The organism is Pseudomonas sputi, from assembly GCF_021603585.1.
GTDB classification, from domain to species: domain Bacteria; phylum Pseudomonadota; class Gammaproteobacteria; order Pseudomonadales; family Pseudomonadaceae; genus Aquipseudomonas; species Aquipseudomonas sputi.
Genome location: NZ_BQHI01000003.1, coordinates 266913 through 284347, shown reverse-complemented (window position 1 = coordinate 284347; position 17435 = coordinate 266913). Strand labels below are relative to the sequence as shown.

At 61.5% G+C, this 17435-nt stretch carries 19 protein-coding genes; 5 read left to right on the top strand and 14 right to left on the bottom strand.

The window, feature by feature from the left end:
- Positions 1-72: 72 nt before the first annotated feature.
- Complete coding sequence (locus L6D81_RS06195) at positions 73-708, top strand: TetR/AcrR family transcriptional regulator (protein ID WP_236178312.1); 636 nt, start codon at positions 73-75, stop codon at positions 706-708.
- 45 nt (positions 709-753) lie between these two features.
- On the opposite strand, the gene L6D81_RS06190 is transcribed toward L6D81_RS06195, so the two are convergent.
- On the bottom strand, positions 754-1536 hold the full coding sequence (locus L6D81_RS06190) for a class I SAM-dependent methyltransferase (RefSeq protein ID WP_236178311.1): 783 nt from the start codon (positions 1534-1536) through the stop codon (positions 754-756).
- 93 nt (positions 1537-1629) lie between these two features.
- On the opposite strand from L6D81_RS06190, the gene L6D81_RS06185 reads away from it, so the two are divergent.
- Positions 1630-2244, top strand: coding sequence for an energy transducer TonB (locus tag L6D81_RS06185; protein WP_236178310.1), 615 nt, complete (start codon positions 1630-1632; stop codon positions 2242-2244).
- A 4-nt stretch (positions 2245-2248) separates the two neighbouring features.
- On the opposite strand, the gene L6D81_RS06180 is transcribed toward L6D81_RS06185, so the two are convergent.
- The 7 genes from L6D81_RS06180 to ppc form a co-directional block, all read right to left on the bottom strand.
- Positions 2249-2941, bottom strand: coding sequence for an extensin-like domain-containing protein (locus L6D81_RS06180; RefSeq protein WP_236178309.1), 693 nt, complete (start codon positions 2939-2941; stop codon positions 2249-2251).
- Between the two features lie 2 nt (positions 2942-2943).
- Positions 2944-3780, bottom strand: a complete 837-nt coding sequence (locus tag L6D81_RS06175) for an isocitrate lyase/PEP mutase family protein (RefSeq protein ID WP_236178308.1) — start codon at positions 3778-3780, stop codon at positions 2944-2946.
- A gap of 31 nt (positions 3781-3811) precedes the next feature.
- Complete coding sequence (locus L6D81_RS06170) at positions 3812-4672, bottom strand: DUF72 domain-containing protein (protein WP_236178307.1); 861 nt, start codon at positions 4670-4672, stop codon at positions 3812-3814.
- Complete coding sequence (locus L6D81_RS06165) at positions 4672-4980, bottom strand: hypothetical protein (protein ID WP_007954720.1); 309 nt, start codon at positions 4978-4980, stop codon at positions 4672-4674. The genes L6D81_RS06170 and L6D81_RS06165 overlap by 1 nt, the downstream gene beginning before the upstream one ends.
- A 173-nt stretch (positions 4981-5153) precedes the next feature.
- Positions 5154-5828 (bottom strand): tRNA (adenosine(37)-N6)-threonylcarbamoyltransferase complex dimerization subunit type 1 TsaB, encoded by a 675-nt coding sequence (tsaB, locus tag L6D81_RS06160; RefSeq protein ID WP_236178306.1) that lies wholly within the window; start codon positions 5826-5828, stop codon positions 5154-5156.
- Positions 5829-5921: 93 nt separating this feature from the next.
- Positions 5922-6572: an adenylate kinase gene (adk, locus tag L6D81_RS06155; RefSeq protein WP_236178305.1), complete on the bottom strand. Its 651-nt coding sequence runs from the start codon at positions 6570-6572 to the stop codon at positions 5922-5924.
- Between the two features lie 289 nt (positions 6573-6861).
- Positions 6862-9492 carry a phosphoenolpyruvate carboxylase gene (ppc, locus tag L6D81_RS06150; protein ID WP_236178304.1) on the bottom strand — a complete coding sequence of 877 codons (2631 nt, stop codon included), beginning with the start codon at positions 9490-9492 and terminating at the stop codon, positions 6862-6864.
- 214 nt (positions 9493-9706) lie between these two features.
- Here ppc and L6D81_RS06145 point away from each other — a divergent pair, with 214 nt between their 5' ends.
- From L6D81_RS06145 to lptF, 3 genes are all read left to right on the top strand, one after another.
- Positions 9707-10051 (top strand): pilin assembly protein, encoded by a 345-nt coding sequence (locus L6D81_RS06145; protein ID WP_085688799.1) that lies wholly within the window; start codon positions 9707-9709, stop codon positions 10049-10051.
- A gap of 366 nt (positions 10052-10417) precedes the next feature.
- Positions 10418-10822, top strand: a complete 405-nt coding sequence (locus L6D81_RS06140) for a DUF4398 domain-containing protein (protein ID WP_064378962.1) — start codon at positions 10418-10420, stop codon at positions 10820-10822.
- A gap of 55 nt (positions 10823-10877) precedes the next feature.
- Positions 10878-11666, top strand: coding sequence for a lipotoxin F family OmpA-related lipoprotein LptF (gene lptF / locus L6D81_RS06135; RefSeq protein ID WP_236178303.1), 789 nt, complete (start codon positions 10878-10880; stop codon positions 11664-11666).
- 67 nt (positions 11667-11733) lie between these two features.
- Here lptF and L6D81_RS06130 read toward each other — a convergent pair whose 3' ends face one another.
- The 6 genes from L6D81_RS06130 to lysS all read right to left on the bottom strand — a co-directional run bounded on the left by L6D81_RS06130 (position 11734) and on the right by lysS (position 17369).
- Positions 11734-12063 carry a PA3694 family proteiin gene (locus tag L6D81_RS06130; RefSeq protein WP_085748084.1) on the bottom strand — a complete coding sequence of 110 codons (330 nt, stop codon included), beginning with the start codon at positions 12061-12063 and terminating at the stop codon, positions 11734-11736.
- Positions 12060-12974, bottom strand: a complete 915-nt coding sequence (locus tag L6D81_RS06125) for an alpha/beta hydrolase (RefSeq protein ID WP_236178302.1) — start codon at positions 12972-12974, stop codon at positions 12060-12062. The genes L6D81_RS06130 and L6D81_RS06125 overlap by 4 nt, the downstream gene beginning before the upstream one ends.
- Before the next feature lie 124 nt (positions 12975-13098).
- Positions 13099-14376, bottom strand: coding sequence for a flavohemoglobin expression-modulating QEGLA motif protein (locus L6D81_RS06120; RefSeq protein ID WP_011332649.1), 1278 nt, complete (start codon positions 14374-14376; stop codon positions 13099-13101).
- Between the two features lie 33 nt (positions 14377-14409).
- Positions 14410-14964 (bottom strand): hypothetical protein, encoded by a 555-nt coding sequence (locus L6D81_RS06115; protein ID WP_236178301.1) that lies wholly within the window; start codon positions 14962-14964, stop codon positions 14410-14412.
- Positions 14965-15043: 79 nt separating this feature from the next.
- Entirely contained in the window at positions 15044-15748 is a 705-nt protein-coding gene (locus tag L6D81_RS06110; RefSeq protein WP_011332647.1) for a TetR/AcrR family transcriptional regulator, read from the bottom strand.
- Between the two features lie 118 nt (positions 15749-15866).
- Positions 15867-17369: a lysine--tRNA ligase gene (lysS, locus tag L6D81_RS06105; protein WP_236178300.1), complete on the bottom strand. Its 1503-nt coding sequence runs from the start codon at positions 17367-17369 to the stop codon at positions 15867-15869.
- Between the last annotated feature and the right edge of the window lie 66 nt (positions 17370-17435).

The following is a 17435-nucleotide window of genomic DNA, read 5'->3' as shown; positions in this document are numbered from 1 at the left end:
AGGCTTGGAATAATTATACTGGCCGGTATGTTATTAATAGCAAACTCACCAGTCCAGTATTAAAAGCGAAGAATGTCGAACAATCTGTCCACTCCAAACGGCCCGGGTCGACCGAAGGATCCGGCCAAGCGCCAGGCAATTCTCGAGGCGGCGAAAATCCTGTTTCTGAGTCATGGCTATGCCAACACCAGCATGGACGCGGTGGCCGCCGAGGCCGGGGTGTCGAAGCTGACGGTCTACAGCCATTTCAACGACAAGGAGACGCTGTTCTCCGCCGCCGTGGTGGCCAAATGCGAGGAGCAATTGCCGCCGCTGTTCTTTGAATTGCCGGACGGCATCGCGGTGGAAAATGTGTTGCTGAACATTGCTCGAGGCTTTCACCACCTGATCAACAGCGATGAATCGGTGAATCTGCATCGCCTGATCATGGCGCTGGGCAGTCAGGATCCCAACCTGTCACTGATCTTCTTCGAGGCCGGCCCGCAGCGCATGGTGCAGGGAATGGAACGGTTGCTGACGCGGATCCACGAGAACGGCGCGCTGAACATCGACAAGCCGCGCAACGCTGCCGAGCATTTTTTCTGCCTGATCAAGGGCGCGGGGAATTTCCGCCTGCTGTATGGCTGCGGCGAGCCGCTGACCGGCGAGGCGGCGGAAAGTCATGTGCAGGAAGTGGTCGAGTTGTTCATGCGGGCCTATCGACCCTGAAAACAAAAATCCCACGCCATGCGTGGGATTTTCTTATGCGACGGCTCAGGCCTTGAGCGCTTTCTTCGGGTAGATGTCGTAACGGCTGGATTTGCCATCCAGCGCATGGCTAGGCTTCGGTCCTTCGATGCACGGCGCCTTGCGCGGGCGCTTGACCACCACCCGGTGCGTGGCCAGGGCCAACGCCGCTTCCAGCAAGGCCGGGGCATCCGGATCATCGCCCACCAACGGACGGAACAGGCGCATTTCCTTCTTCACCAGCGCAGTTTTCTCACGATGCGGGAACATCGGGTCGAGGTAGATCACCTGCGGCGGCTCGCCCTCCCAATTGCGCATCACCTCGATGGAATTGCCCTTGATCAGCTTCATCCGCGCCACGATCGGCGCCACGTCGAAGTCTTCCGCCGCCCGGGCCAGACCATCCTCCAGCAAGGCGCCGATCAGCGGCTGACGCTCGATCAGGCTCATCTCGCAACCAAGACTGGCCAGCACGAACGCATCCTTGCCCAGCCCTGCCGTGGCATCCAGCACCCGTGGACGTACACCTTGGGCGATGCCGACCGCCTTGGCGATCATCTGCCCGCTCCCCCCGCCATACAACCGGCGGTGGGCCGCGCCACCCTCGACGAAGTCGACCCGCACCGGCCCCGGTGCATCCGGTCCCAGTTGTTGCAGCTGCAACCCCTGCTCGCCGACCTGCAAGGCAAACTCGCCGTCGGCCACCTGCAACGGCAGGTTCAGGCGCTGCGCCCACTGCTCGGCCTGCGCTTCGAACGTCGGGCCGAGGGCCTCGACATGGATGCGGCAGGCCGCGGGTTGCTCAATCATGGAAAACACGCTCAAAAAAGTTAAGGATCGGCAAAAACCGCCGATAACCCAATCAACGCGCATTTTGCCAGAGCTGAGCGTCAACCGAAAAAAATGTCAGGCATTCTTCCCACATCGATTGGCTACCTTTCGCCCACAGGCGATTTCAGCCGTCATAACACTCAAGCATTGGGCGGCGTCAGCCACCTGTGGCAGGATTTCTTTGCCCAGGCACTGGCCGAACAGTCGAGTGATGTGGTGCCAGCCTGCGGCACGTTCCCACCGGTTGATCTGCAAAGCCCTGAAGAACCGACCGTCGGCAGCGAACTGCACGCGCACATCATCAGCCAGCGCGAATGCGATGTGGTGGAAACCCAGGTGCGTCCGCCGGAGCCGCTGTTCCTGCCAATCGCCGAGCTCGAACTGGATCTGGCCGAGCCCTACCCTCCGTTCCCGCCGGAAGCCATCGAGGTTCAGCAAAAGCAGCAGGCCTTCGACAGCAGCTGGGTTCGCCCGATCGTGATCAACAACGGCCAGCCGATTCCGGAACCGGGTCCTGCGCCGCAGAAAAAACCGCTGTACCTGCCGATTGCCGAGTTCGACCTGGATCTGCTGCAGCCTTACCCGCCGTTCCCGCCGGAAGAAATCGTCGAACAGCAGAAAGCCCTGGACTTCGATAACGGCTGGGTGCGCCCAATCGTTCAGCAGAACCTGCGCATCGCCGCCTGATCCCTCAGCGACACACGCTCCAGCGCCCGACATCGACATGAAAGTGATTGCGATGGGCGGCGTTGTAATCCGGACTCAACACCACACTGAACGCCTCGCAGGCACCGTCGCGCAGCTGACGTAGAAACTGCGCGTCCTGATTTTGCTTCGGCCAGTCCTTGAGCACACTGATCGCGCGACCATCCGCCAGGCGGAAGCCGGCGATGTCCAGCGCATCGGCGCTGGCATGGCGGCTGAGTGCGCCGTTCTCGCGGTTGTAGACGTTGCGGCAGGCAAAGCTGCCAAGATGGTCGACCCGAGCCACCGATTGACCGTAGACCTGCTGCGCCGCCGGTTGCAGCGTATGGCGCTCGAACATCGCAAACGCCACGGCCAATGGGCAACTGGCAAGAAAACTGCTGCTGAGCCCCACCCCGCCACCCTGCACGCGCAAAGCGCCGATCAACGGACATTTGGCATCGGGACTGTCGGCCTGTGACGAAACCCGCAGGCCCGAGCTGCCCAATGCCTGCTCGCACAACAGCGGATCGCTGCGCAGGCGCATCAACTTGTAGCCCGTGAGCCAGTTGGGCGTCGCCTGCACATCCAGCGGCGCCCACGGGTTCCACTGCGGCGGCACATCGAGCCAACCGCGCCAGACGCCGATCAGGCTGCCACCGATAATTAACAGCCCTGCCAACAGCAGCCAGCGGCCCATGCTCATCCCTTGAAGAATTGATTGGCCTTGGCGTACGGCATCGAACGAGACGTGAAAGTGAAGGTGCCGGACTGCTGGATTTCTTCAGCCGCGCGGAAAAACTCACCCAATGCCGCCAGTGCCAGCGCCGAGCCGGTGCTGATTCGCTTCACGCCCATTTCTTCGAGCTGCTGCACGGTCAGCGTCAATCCACCGGACATCAACACATTGACCGGTTTCGGCGCCACTGCGCGCACCACCGCCAGGACTTCTTCGGCGGTGCGCAGGCCCGGCGCGTACAGCACGTCGGCGCCGGCTTCGGCAAAGGCCTGCAAGCGGCGAATGGTGTCGTTGAGATCGGGATTGCCGTGCAGGTAGTTCTCCGCACGGGCCGTCAAGGTGAAGGGAAACGGCAAGGTGCGCACGGCAGCGACGGCGGCTTCGATCCGCGCCACCGCGTGTTCGAAGCAGTAGATCGGCGAGTCTTCCCGGCCGGTGGCATCTTCGATCGAGCCACCCACGGCGCCCGCCTCGGCAGCGCGGATCAGACTTTGTGCTGATTCGGCCGGGGCATCGGCGAAGCCGTTTTCCAGATCCACCGCCACCGGCAAATCCGTGGCCGCGACAATCGCCCGGACATTGGCCAGCGTATCGTCGAGGCTCAGGCCGCCATCGGGCTTGCCCTGGGAAAACGCATAACCGGCGCTGGTGGTCGCCAGCGCCTGATAGCCGAGACTGGCGAGCATCTTCGCGGAACCGGCATCCCACGGATTGGGAATCACGAAAATCCCGGGGCGTTCGTGCAGGGCTTTGAAGGTTTCGGCTTTACGAACTTGTTCTTGACGGGCTTGGGCATCCATCGGCAGGCTCCTGGGCAGGAAGAAATCCGCCTCAGAGCAGACCAAGTTGCTCGGCGGCGGGTTCTCTGTATAGCTCAGGCAAAGGTCGCAGGCCAGGCAAACGTTGCATCAGTTGTGCGTGAAAACGTTGCGCCAGCTTCGCCGCCAGAATGTTATCGGCGGTGTGCAGGAAGATGTACGGCGTGCGGCCCTCTTCGATCCACTCGGCGATTTTCGCCACCCACGGCACCAGGAACGGGTCGTTGGCCTCAAGCGCCGGATGGCCGATGAAGCGCACCTGCGGGAATTGAGTGAAAGCCGCCGGACGCGTGGGCACGCGGGGCTTTTTCGATTGGGCGTGGATCACCGACGACTCGGTCGACAGGCAACTGAACAAGGCGCGCGGATCAAGACAGATGCGCTCAACGCCGCGATCCAGCAACAGCCGATTGAGCAACCGCTCACTCTCCCCCTTGGCGAAGAACTGTTCGTGGCGCACTTCCACCGCCAGTGGACAATCCAGCGCATCGATGAACGCAGCAAGCTCCGGCAAACGGTGCGGGGTGAAGCTTTTCGACAGTTGCAGCCACATTGGCGAGACACGCTCACCGAGCGGCTTGAGTAGCTGGAGGAAGGTTTCGGCGGCGGTCAGTTGATCGCGAAGGTCGCCGCTGTGGCTGATGTCACCGGGGAACTTGGCGGTGAAGCGAAAGTGTTCCGGCATCACCTCGGCCCAGCGCTGCACGGTGGCCGGCGACGGGCTGGCGTAGAAGGTCGTGTTGCCTTCCACGGCGTTGAACACTTGTGAATAGAGCCCGAGGAAATCGGAGGTCTTGGCGTCTACCGGATACAGGTACTCGCGCCAGGCGTTTTCGCTCCAGGACGGGCAACCGAGGTAGTAAGGCAGATCCATCAGATGTACAGATCGAGGCCCAGCACGTCTGCATCCCAATCGACAAAACCGGCGGTGCTCAGGTAGCTGGCCAGGGCCATGGCCACGCTTTTCTTCATCGCGCGGTGATAAATCATGTCTTGTTGACGGGCGGGCAGATTGCTCAGGCGTTGGGCGGTGGCTTTGGCGGCACGGGCCGCCAGTTGCTCTTCGGTCGGGAATTCCAGCTCGCCGTCGATATCGTCGACGGACTCATCCAGCGCCGGATTGCCTTTGCGAGGCTTGCGCTTGATGGGGTAGGAATGAGTGGAAACGCCGTCTATACGCATAAAGTCATGCTCGGTATCGATGATGGCAATTTAGCGGCACCTGACCGACTTAGCAAATCGCCGAGTGATAACTAGAACACATAAAAGACAAAAGGTTTAAAGCGCGGGGTTAGAAACGGACGATTGGCAGGAACGAACGGGCCCCTGCGGCGAATGCCACAGGGTGAATGGCCTCAGCGGGCTTTCGGGGTGGCCACTTTGTCACGCAGATAAACCGGCTGGGCGTCGTCCGCCGGAATCGCTTCACCGCGCGCCCAGGCAAATCGCGCCAGGGTCAGCAAGTCTTCGGCGTGTGGCAGCATGCCAGCGTCGGATCCGGTCAGGTTTACAGCGATGCGTTCGCCATAACCCCAGCCAGTGCCAGCACCGAACCAGTCACCCGGGGCATCGTCCGGCAGGGCGGCGACTTCCGGCGGCAGCACCGCCTCGGCGCCGACCAGACGCATCTCCCCGGCCGTCTCGCGGTAGCAGCCCCAATACACCTCATCCATCCGCGCATCGATGGCGGCCGCGACCTGGCTCACGCCGTGCTCGCGATAAGCCCGTTGCGCCAGCACGGCCAGGTTCGACACCGGCAACACCGGGCGATCCAGCGCAAACGCCAGGCCTTGCACCACGCCGATGGCAATCCGCACGCCAGTGAAAGCGCCCGGGCCGCGACCGAAAGCGATGGCGTCCACCGCTTGCAGGGTGGTACCGGCGTCGGCCAGCAGTTGCTGGATCATCGGCAGCAGTTTCTGCGCGTGCAGGCGCGGGATCACCTCGTAATGGCTCGTGACCTTGCCGTCATGCAGCAAGGCAACGGAGCAAGCTTCAGTCGCGGTGTCCAGGGCCAGCAAGGTGCTCATCGATGTGTCCGTAAATCAGGTGGGGAAAAGTGCGCCAGTATAAACAACTACGGCCCGCAAGCGGGCCGTGGATGATGCAGCGGATCAGGTTTTTCAGCTCAGGGCTTCAAGCACCTTGGCAGTGATCGCTTCAACCGAACCGACGCCAGGGATATGGCTGTACTTCGGCTTGCCACCGTTATTGGCGGACAGGTTCTGGTAGAACTCCACCAGCGGCTTGGTCTGCGAGTGGTAGACCGACAGGCGATGACGCACGGTTTCTTCGGTGTCGTCCTTGCGCTGCACCAGCTCTTCGCCGGTGATGTCGTCTTTGCCGGCAAGTTTCGGCGGGTTGTAGACGATGTGGTAAACGCGGCCGCTGGCCTCGTGAACACGACGACCGGCGATACGTTGAACGATTTCTTCGTCTTCAACGGCGATTTCGACCACGGCGTCCAGCTCGACACCGGCAGTCACCAGCGCTTCAGCCTGAGGAATGGTGCGCGGGAAGCCATCGAACAGGAAACCCTTGGCGCAATCGGCTTGAGCGATACGGTCCTTGACCAGCGCGATGATCAGGTCATCCGACACCAGGCCACCGGCATCCATGATGCTCTTGGCCTTGATGCCCAGCTCGGTGCCGGCCTTGACTGCAGCACGCAGCATGTCGCCGGTGGAGATTTGCGGAATGCCGAATTTCTCGGTGATGAACTTAGCCTGAGTACCTTTACCGGCCCCGGGAGCTCCCAGCAGAATGACGCGCATCGATGTGCTCCTCAATTTTTTATATAAAAAACAACGGATTCGCCTCGTGGGGCCAATCTCAATAAAACGGGTCGTGGCCGCCCAAACGGCCAAAGGCTGATCAAGATACACAGCAGGCTGCGCCCACACAAGACGCCAAAAGTCGGAGAAACCGGCGCCTGCCGCGACCTTGCGACGCGGTTCCCCAAGTCGCAACCCCATCATTAACTGTCGCCTGACCGCATTTTTCCCACGGTCAATAAACGGCACCCGACGTCAGTCCCGGGTGCCCCGCCCCACGCAGAAAACCTTAGCCGGTATTTCGCAAACCGGCGGCAATCCCCGCCACAGACACCAGCAACGCCTGTTCCACCGGGCTGCCCTGCTCGACATTCTGCTGCCGCGAACGCGCCAGCAACTCGGCCTGCAATAGATGCAGCGGGTCGAGGTAGGTGTTGCGCAGACGGATGAATTCCAGGGTGTCCGGGCTATGTGCCAGTAGCTGCGACTGACCGGTCAGGCCGAGGACAACGGAACAGGCCTGCGACAATAGGTCGCGTAAATGCGCACCCAACGGCAGCAAGTCCGGCTCGACCAGACGCTCATCGTAGGACAGCGCGATATCGGCGTCGGCCTTGGCCAGCACCATCTCCAGCATGTCAATGCGGGTGCGGAAGAACGGCCACTGCTCGCGCATCTGCCCCAACAACTCGCCTTCGCCACGCTCCAGCGCGTTGTTCAACGCGGTTTCCCAGCCGAGCCAGGCCGGCAGCATCAGACGCGTCTGGGTCCAGCCGAAGATCCACGGAATCGCCCGCAGGCTTTCGATGCCGCCAGCGCGACGTTTGGCCGGACGGCTGCCCAATGGCAAGCGGCCCAGCTCCTGCTCCGGTGTGGACTGGAGGAAATACTCGACGAACTGAGGATTTTCCCGCACCACCGCGCGGTAAGCGGCGACACCGTCAGCGGCCAGTTCGTCCATCAGATGCCGCCATTCGGGGGTCGGTGGCGGCGGTGGCAACAGGGTCGCTTCGAGCACCGCCGCCAGATACAGATTGAGGTTTTGCTCGGCGATGTCCGGCAGGCCGAATTTGAATCGAATCATTTCCCCCTGCTCGGTGGTGCGGAAACGCCCCGCCACCGATCCCGGCGGCTGCGACAGAATCGCCGCGTGCGCCGGGCCGCCGCCACGACCCACGGTGCCACCACGACCGTGGAACAACAGCAGTTCGACTTGCTGCTCGCGGCAGATTTCCACCAGCCGCTCCTGCGCCCGGTACTGCGCCCACGCCGCCGCCGTGGTGCCGGCATCCTTGGCCGAGTCGGAATAGCCGATCATCACCTCCTGCGGGCCTTGCAGGCGCGCGCGATAACCCGGCAGCAACAACAGACGCTCGATCACCGGGCCGGCGTTGTCGAGGTCGGCCAGGGTTTCGAACAGCGGCACCACGCGCATCGGCCGCAGGACGCCGGACTCCTTGAGCAGCAATTGCACCGCGAGCACATCGGAAGCGGCACCGGCCATGGAAATCACGTAGGAGCCCAGCGAAGCACCCGGCGCAGCGGCGATCTCCTTGCAGGTGGCGAGCACTTCGGCGGTGTCGGCCGAGGGTTTGAAATGCGCCGGCAGCAGCGGCCGACGGTTTTGCAGTTCGCGGGTCAGGAAGCTGATGCGCTGCTCTTCATCCCACTCCTCGTATTTGCCGAGGCCGAGGTAATCGGTGATTTCAGTCATGGCCGCGCTATGGCGCGACGAGTCCTGACGCACATCGAGGCGCACCAGGAACAGGCCGAAGGTCACGGCCCGGCGCAGGCAATCGAGCAACGGCCCGTCGGCGATTACGCCCATGCCGCATTCGTGCAGTGAGTTGAAACACAGCTCCAGCGGATCGAGCAGATCACGATTGTTGTGCAGCACATCGGCCGGGGCCGGCGTGGTCGCGGTCAGCGATGCATGGGCCCAGTTGCGCGTGGCGCGCAGGCGTTCACGCAATTGCTTAAGCACCGCCCGATACGGCTCGGCACTGTCGCCGGCCCGGGCCTTGAGCGCGTCGCTGGCCTGCTGCATCGACAGTTCGGCGGCCAGGTGATCGACATCACGCAAGTACAGATCCGCCGCCATCCAGCGCGCCAGCAACAGCACTTCGCGGGTTACGGCAGCGGTCACGTTCGGGTTGCCGTCACGGTCGCCACCCATCCACGAAGCGAAGCGGATCGGCGCAGCTTCCAGTGGCAAACGCAAACCGGTGGCGGCGTACAGCGCCTGATCGGCCTTGCGCATATGGTGGGGAATCGCCTGCCACAGCGAGTGTTCGATCACCGCAAAACCCCACTTGGCCTCGTCCACCGGGGTCGGCCGGGTGCGGCGGATTTCTTCGGTGTGCCAGGCTTCGGCGATCAGACGTTGCAGGGTGTTGTGGATCTGCTCGCGTTCGGCGGTGGTCAGGTCGCGGTGATCCTGAGCTGCCAGTTGTGCGGCGATCGCGTCGTACTTCTGGATCAGCGTGCGGCGGGCCACTTCGGTCGGGTGCGCGGTGAGCACCAGTTCGATTTCCAGCCGCGCCAGTTGCCGCGCCAGGGATTCGGCGCTGTGCCCTTCGTTGCGCAAGCGGGCGAGCAATTCCGGCAGCACGCGAGACTCGAACGGCGCGGCCTGGGCCTCTTCGCGGCGATGGATGAGCTGGTACTGCTCGGCGATGTTCGCCAGGTTGAGAAACTGGTTGAAGGCTCGCGCCACCGGCAGCAGTTCGTCTTCGCTCAATTGATTGAGACTGGCGCTGAGTTCGGCGTCCATCGAGCCACGCCGGTCGGCCTTGGCGCCCTTGCGGATCTGCTCGATCTTGTCGAGAAACGCCTCGCCGTACTGGTCACGAATGGTGTTGCCCAACAGCTCACCGAGCAGGTGAACGTCTTCGCGCAAGCGTGCATCAATATCGGTCATCAGCATCTCTCCAGCAGTAATCGGTGACGGATCGCAAGTGAGTGGATGAACAGAGAGTGCCGCTCCGGGACGCTTCTTACAAGCAGACGACGAAGGGACTTTAAACCTTGAGGCTTGAAGCTAGTCTCAACAGTAAGCCCCACAACGGCTTGCCGCCGGCAGACGCCGGACACTCACCAAGACCTGCCAAGAGCAGGTGCGACATGAGGTTTTTATGAAAATCCGTGAACTCGCCCAGCATTGGGAAGAAACCGCCAAGGGTCGCCTGACCGACACCGGCTACACGATTCATCTGGACGTGGAAGCTGCCGCACGCCTGGCGGCAATCGCCGAGATGTACCCCAAACGCCACGCCGAAGAACTGCTCGGCGAGCTGATCGGCGCCGCCCTCGAAGAGTTCGAAGCGAGCCTGCCGTATGTGAAAGGTTCGACCGTGGTCGCCACCGACGAAGAAGGCGATCCGCTGTATGAAGACGTCGGCCCGACCCCGCGTTTTCTCGCGTTGTCGCGGCGTCATTTGCACGACCTCTCGACGGCTGCCGGCAAGCAGAAACACTGATCCCTGAGACTTCAAAACGGTGGGAGATGGTTTGCCCTCGATGGCGTCAATTCAGCCGCAAACGGGTTGAATTTAATGGCCTCATCGCTGGCAAGCCAGGTCCCACAGGGACTGTATTCCCCCTCCGCTTTTGCGCCATTATTCGCCCGCGCGTACCTCTCTACCCCGCCAAAGTTCCCGCTTTAGAGCCTTGTCTGTCTGGTCAGAATATTTTTTGGCGATGAGCCATCTTTTCTGAACTTTTGAAAAATGCCTTCGGTCGGAACAGGTAACCACGCCTGGAACGAGCGTTTCAAAACGCGCTGACACATGACGGTTGTCACTCCTCGACCAGGATGGATTTCGAAGCTTCCAAGGAGTTAACCAATGGAGTTGAAGACCATGAAGACCCAAACCTCGTTCTCCCACCTGCGCGGTCTGAAACTGGCCGCTCTGGCCATCGGCACCAGCTTCGTGCTGGCCGGTTGCGCCGGCAATCCTCCGACCGAGCAGTACGCCGTGACTCAATCGGCAGTCAACAGCGCAGTCAGCGCCGGTGGTACCGAATTCGCCGCCGTGGAAATGAAGCAGGCCCAGGACAAGCTCAAGCAAGCCGAAATCGCCATGCACGACAAAAAGTATGACGAGGCCCGCATCCTCGCCGAACAGGCCGAGTGGGACGCGCGCGTCGCCGAACGCAAGGCTCAGGCGATGAAAGCCGAGCAAGCGGTGAAGGATTCCCAGAAAGGTGTTCAGGAACTGCGTCAGGAAAGTCAGCGCACTGTGCAGTAAGCGCGCATCCCGACCGCAAGGCTGAAACTCTTATCGATAGAAAGGACGAACGATTATGCGTAAACAACTGATGATCCCCGCTCTCCTGGCCGCAAGCGTTGCCCTGGCTGCCTGCTCCACGCCGCCCAACCCGAACCTGGAACAGGCACGCACCAACTACGCCGGCCTGCAGGCCAACCCGCAGGCAAGCAAGGTCGCAGCGCTGGAAACCAAGGACGCCAGCGACTATCTGGACAAGGCCGACAAGGCTTATCTGGATAAAGAAGACGCCGCCAAGGTCGATCAACTGGCTTATCTGACTAACCAGCGCGTAGAAGTGGCCAAGCAGACCATCGCTCTGCGCACCGCTGAAAACAACCTGAAGAACGCCGCCGCCCAACGTGCCCAGGCCCGTCTGGATGCCCGCGATCAGCAGATCAAGCAGCTGCAGGACAGCCTCAACGCCAAGCAGACCGATCGCGGCACGCTGGTGACTTTCGGTGACGTGCTGTTCGCCACCAACAAGGCCGATCTGAAATCCAGCGGTCTGGTGAACATCAACAAACTGGCGCAGTTCCTCCAGGAAAACCCTGATCGCAAAGTGATCGTCGAGGGCTACACCGACAGCACCGGTACCGCGAGCTACAACCAGTCGCTGTCCGAGCGTCGCGCGACTTCGGTGCAGGTTGCACTGATCAAGATGGGTGTAGACCCGTCGCGCATCGTCGCACAGGGTTATGGCAAGGAATACCCGGTTGCGGATAACGGCAGCGTATCGGGCCGTGCAATGAACCGTCGGGTGGAAGTGACCATTTCCAACGACAATCAGCCGGTGATGCCGCGTTCGGCTGTCAGCTCGAACTAAGCGTTACGCGATAACGAAAAAGCCCCGCCTGAGTTGATCAGGCGGGGCTTTTTTGTCTGTCGCAGGCTTACTCTTCGAGCTTCTGCGGCGTCTCCTGGCCCATGCAGCGCACGGCCTTTTTCTGGCTGTTGACCAGCACCCCGGTCAGGCCTTTCTGCTCGGTATCGAACAGCACCAGCACGCCATCGATGCATTGCGCCACTTGCGGCGCCGGGGTCAGGGAGACCTTGTAGTCTTCGCCAGGAACGGTCTTGAGCATGGTGAATTCGTTGAGCAGCAATGCATCCTCGGGTTTGGCGAAGTGCAGGTAGCCGTAGTACCACAGGGCGCCGACGGTGCCGAGGATGCTGCAGATGCCGGTGATGATCAGAGGGATGGCGTTACGTTCTTCACTCATTGCGGGCTCTCTGGTGGTTCGTCTTCAGAATTCGGGGGTGTTGGATAGTTCGGGATCTCACCGAGGCGGCGCAGGCCGTTGAAGTGTTCGGGATCGTCGAGGTAGCGCAGCATCACCTGACGCCAGACCGGGTCGCCGAAGGTCTGCACATGCCCGCCCCGGGTCAACTGCAGTACGCGCGGTGGCGGCGCAGCTTGATACAGACGGATGCCGTTGGAAAGGGGCACCAGCGGATCGTCGAGGCTATGGAAGATCAGTTTCGGCACGCCGTTGAGTTGCGGCATGGCGTTGATCGCACTGTCGCCGTCCGGCACCAGCCACGACAGCGGCACCTGAAATGGCCAGGTCAGCCACGAGGTGCTGAGGGCGTATTGGCCGACGCTGCGGTAACTGGCGGGCACACCGTCGAGCACCAGGGCCTTGAGCTGTTTTTGTCTTTGCGGATGTTGCACCAGCCAGTGCACGGCCATTGCCCCGCCCAGGCTCTGACCGAGCAGCACCAGCGGCTTGCCTTTGACCTCCGGCGCCTTGTCCAGCCAGGCGAATGCCGCATCGATGTCCTGATAGATCGCCGGCAGGCTCGGTTCGCCCTCGGACAAGCCGTAACCGCGATAGTCCACCAGCAGCACTTGATAGCCGTTTTTCGGCAGCCACCAGCTCCCGCCCAGGTGCATCGGCAGGTTGCCCCCGTTACCGTGCAGGTGCAGCACCGTGCCCTTGACCTCGACCCCGGGGTTGGCCGGCAGCCACCAGGCGTTCAGCTTGAGGCCGTCGGCGGTGTTGAGGGTAACGGTGCGGTATTCGAGTTTGGCCTTTTCCGGGGTGAAGATCTGGCCGGGCTCGGGGTAGAACAGCAACGAGCTGCAACCGCCGAGGGTCAGGAGCAGGCAAAGGATGCCGAGGATTCTCATCCGGTGAAACCTCGCAAAATTTCGGGTTTAGATCGTTCCCACACTCCGCGTCACAGTGGACGCGGAGCGTCCATGGCGGCATTCCCACGCAGAGCGTGGGAACGATCAACGGTGATCGGTGTGGTCACAGGATGTTGGAGTAATCCGCCTCGATCCGGTCCAGGCTCAAGTGGTTGAGGAAGTTGGAGAAACACATCCACGCCGACAACGCGTTCATGTCGCGGAACTGGTCCGGCAGGTACTTGGGCGGCACCACCAGGCCTTCGTCCACCAGCTGACGCAGGGTTCGCATGTCTTCCAGCGTGGTCTTGCCGCAGAACAGCAACGGGATCTGCTCAAGCTTGCCCTTGCGCACGGCCAACTGAATGTAGTTGTAAACCATGATGAAGCCCTTGAGGTAGGACAAGTCTTTGGTGAATGGCAGACCGGTCGGCGTCGAACCACGGAAAACCCGACTGGCGTTGCCGTAGCTTTCCGCCATTTCGAAGCCCTGCTCGCGGAAGAACTCGAAGATCTGCAAAAAGTCCGCACCCTCCTCGACCATGTGAATGGCGCGGGTGCGGTTGGTCAGCTTGCGCAAACGACTCGGGTAGGAAGCGAAGGTGATGATTTCCATCAGAATCGCCAGGCCTTCCTGAGTCACCGTCGATGAGGGCGGCCCCTTGGACAGGAAAGTACAGATCGGCTGGTTCAAGCCGTTTAGCGTGGTACCGACATGCACCAGGCCTTCGTGAACCTCCAGCGCCCGCACGTCGCGGTCGTTAAACATCGCGTCGGTGCGAATCTTGATGTAGTCGGCGCCCGCCGCAGCGTCAGCGACGATCCCGTCGGACTCGAACACACGAATGGTTTCCTCGGCCTCGCCGAACACCTTGTTCAGGCGGGTTTGCAGCAGGTGAACGGCGTCCTTGGCGGTCAGGGTCTTCGGCTCATCCTTCAGGTCGCCACGACCGTCGATGTTGTTCAGGTAGTCGGACATCATCAGGCCAAGGTCGGCCAGGGTCGGGTCGCCGGCGTGAAACGCATCGGACGCGGCGCCGTACAGCTCCTGGGAAATCAGGCCGAAATCCTCGGTGCCGCGCGCTTCGAGCATGCGCACCACCATCCGGTATTCCTTGCACATGCGGCGCATGATCTGGCCGACCGGGTTGAACTGGCCGAGCTGACGGGTGATGTCCCGTTCGATGTTCTGGAATTCCAGTTTGACCTTGCTCGAATCGAAGGACAGCGGCCGGTTGAGGTAATAATCGCGATCCACCGCCGGCAATTCCTTGCCCTTGGCCTTGAGGAAGCCCTTGCGGATGTTCTCGTCCCACTTGACCGCGTCGAGCACGCGGATCGGCGTCTGCGCCAGCACTATGCGATCGGACAGAATGCGTATCGTCTGCTGGTAATCGTCCACCCGAAACTCCTGTAGAAAACGTGACGAACTGAATTATTTGGCCTTGGCCTGCTGCTGATAGCGCGCCGCTTCGACGAAAACGTCGGAATTGGCCGGGTCGTCGAGGTAAGCAAAGACCTTTTCAAGCGGGCTGTCGACCTGCACGCCGTCGCCGTCATCGGTCTGGAAACCCTGGCCGTCGAGGGTTTTCTGGGCGATGGCTTGGTTGATCTGCTCGAGGTCGAGGTTGTAGATCACCAGTTCGCGCTTGTCGGTGATCTCGAAACCGACGATGGTGAAGTGCCCGCCGTATTGCGCCGGCACCTTCGCCGACAGGTACCAGCGGTTGCCATGGCGCGCCACCGTGAACGGAAACGCCTCGCGCTCCCGGGGCTTGGCCCTGAACCAGGCGACGGCCTGATATCGGTCGTTGCCGATCCGGGTCAGTTCCAGGTTCATCGCTTCGCCCCAGGCGTTGGTGCTCGCCCAATGACCGAGCAGGCCCTTGGGCGCCGGTTCACTGGCGGGCAGCGGCTCGCGGAAGGTCACCAGACAACCGCTGAGCAGCAGGAACGACAAGGCGATCAGCACGCCACGCCAGGCTTTCATTCGACACTCCCTAGAACCTGAAACACCTTCCCCTGCTGATCGTTTCGACGCTCCGCGTGGGAACGATCAGGGTCGAGAATTACACCGACGCGAGTACCAGGTGCATATAGCGCGTCAGAATGCCGAGCATGTCCTCTTCGGCCAAAGGCTCGGCGTCGTTGAGCAGGCCCTGATATTCCATCCGTCCGATAATCGCCGTCAACACCTTGGCATCCTGCTGCGGCTCGCGTGAGCCCAATACCTGGAACAACTGGCAGGTGCCTTGCAACAGAATCTGCTGATGGGAACGCACCAGCTCCGCCAGACGCGGGTTGAGCAGCGCTTCCTGGCGAAACGCCTGCTCGGCCATCAAGTGCTCGCGGCGGTTGACCAGTTGCCGGTGCACGTAGTCGGCCATCAACCGGGCGATATCGTCAGCCAGCTGCGAACGCGATTCCGGGCTGCCGTCACCGCTGACCACCATCTCACGCAGCAGGCCTTCGTTGTTGATCCACAGCTTGGCCATGTAGGCCGCGCTGCGTTCGACGTACTGGGCGAAGGTATCGGTGAGCAGGTCATCGATGTCCTTGAAGTAATACGTGGTGGCCGACAGCGGCACACCGGCCTCGGCCGCCACCGCCCGGTGACGCACGGCCCGCACGCCGTCGCGCACGACAATGCGCATCGCCGCATCGAGAATGTCCTGTCGACGCTGTTCACTGCCCTGCCGGCTGGCCTTGCGGCCCTGGTACTGAACACTTTCAGCGACCGCAGTGGCGATTCCCGCTGCACCCTCTTGAGCCATTGCACCGATCACGACAGGCATACCTCTGTTGTTTTTTTCAAAATTAACCATTTGATACGTTTGTACCAGACAGGCAATAAAAAGCCGCCCATTTCAGGCGGCTTTTTTATTGAAACACTTACGCTTGTGGCCGCATGTGCGGGAACAGGATCACGTCGCGGATCGACGGGGAGTTGGTCAGCAGCATCACCAGACGGTCGATGCCGATACCTTCACCGGCCGTCGGCGGCATGCCGTACTCCAGCGCGCGAACGAAGTCGGCGTCGTAGTGCATGGCTTCGTCGTCGCCGGCGTCCTTGTCGGCCACCTGCGCCATGAAGCGCTCGGCCTGGTCTTCCGCGTCGTTCAGCTCGGAATAGGCGTTGGCGATTTCACGGCCGCCGATGAACAGCTCGAAGCGGTCGGTGACGTTCGGGTTGTCGTCGTTGCGACGGGCCAGCGGCGACACTTCGAACGGGTACTGGGTAATGAAGTGCGGCTGTTCCAGCTTGTGCTCGACCAGTTCTTCGAAAATCATCACCTGCAGCTTGCCCAGACCTTCGAAGCCCAGCACCTTGGCGCCGGCCTTCTTGGCGATGTCGCGAGCCTTGTCGATGTCGTTCAGGTCATCGGCGGTCAGCTCCGGGTTGTACTTGAGGATCGAGTCGAACACCGACAGGCGCACGAACGGCTCGCCGAAGTGGAACACCTTGTCGCCGTACGGCACGTCGGTGCTGCCCAGCACCAACTGCGCCAGCTCGCGGAACAGTTCTTCGGTCAGGTCCATGTTGTCTTCGTAGTCGGCGTAAGCCTGGTAGAACTCCAACATGGTGAACTCAGGGTTGTGACGCGTCGAAACACCTTCGTTACGGAAGTTGCGGTTGATCTCGAATACTTTTTCGAAACCGCCAACCACCAGGCGCTTGAGGTACAGCTCTGGCGCGATGCGCAGGAACATTTCCATGTCCAGCGCGTTGTGGTGGGTTTCGAACGGTTTGGCCGCAGCGCCGCCAGGAATGGTCTGCAGCATCGGCGTTTCGACTTCGAGGAAGTCGCGCTTCATCAGGAAGCTGCGGATGTGCGCGATCACTTGCGAACGGACGCGGAAAGTCTGGCGCACGTCTTCGTTGACGATCAGGTCAACGTAGCGCTGACGGTAGCGCTGCTCGGTGTCGGTCAGGCCGTGGTGCTTGTCCGGCAGTGGGCGCAGGGACTTGGTCAGCAGGCGCACGCTGGTCATCTCGACGTACAGGTCGCCCTTGCCGGAGCGGGCCAGGGTGCCTTCGGCGGCGATGATGTCGCCCATGTCCCAGGTTTTCACCGCGGCCAGGGTTTCTTCGGACAGGGTCTTGCGGTTGACATAGACCTGGATGCGACCGGTCATGTCCTGGATCACCATGAACGAGCCACGGTTGAGCATGATGCGACCTGCAACCTTGACCGGGATCGCCGCCTCTGCCAGCTCTTCCTTGGTCTTGTCCGCGTACTGTTTCTGCAACGCATCGCAGTAGTTGTCGCGGCGGAAGTCGTTCGGGAAGGCATTGCCCTTGGCGCGCTCGGCAGCAAGCTTTTCCTTGCGCAGGGCGATCAGGGAGTTTTCTTCCTGTTGCAGGGCTTGCGGATCGAGTTGTAGGTCGCTCATGTCTTTAAATTTTCCATCACAGGTTCGTTGCCCCCGGGCCTTTCGGCCCGGGGATCGCCAGCAGGC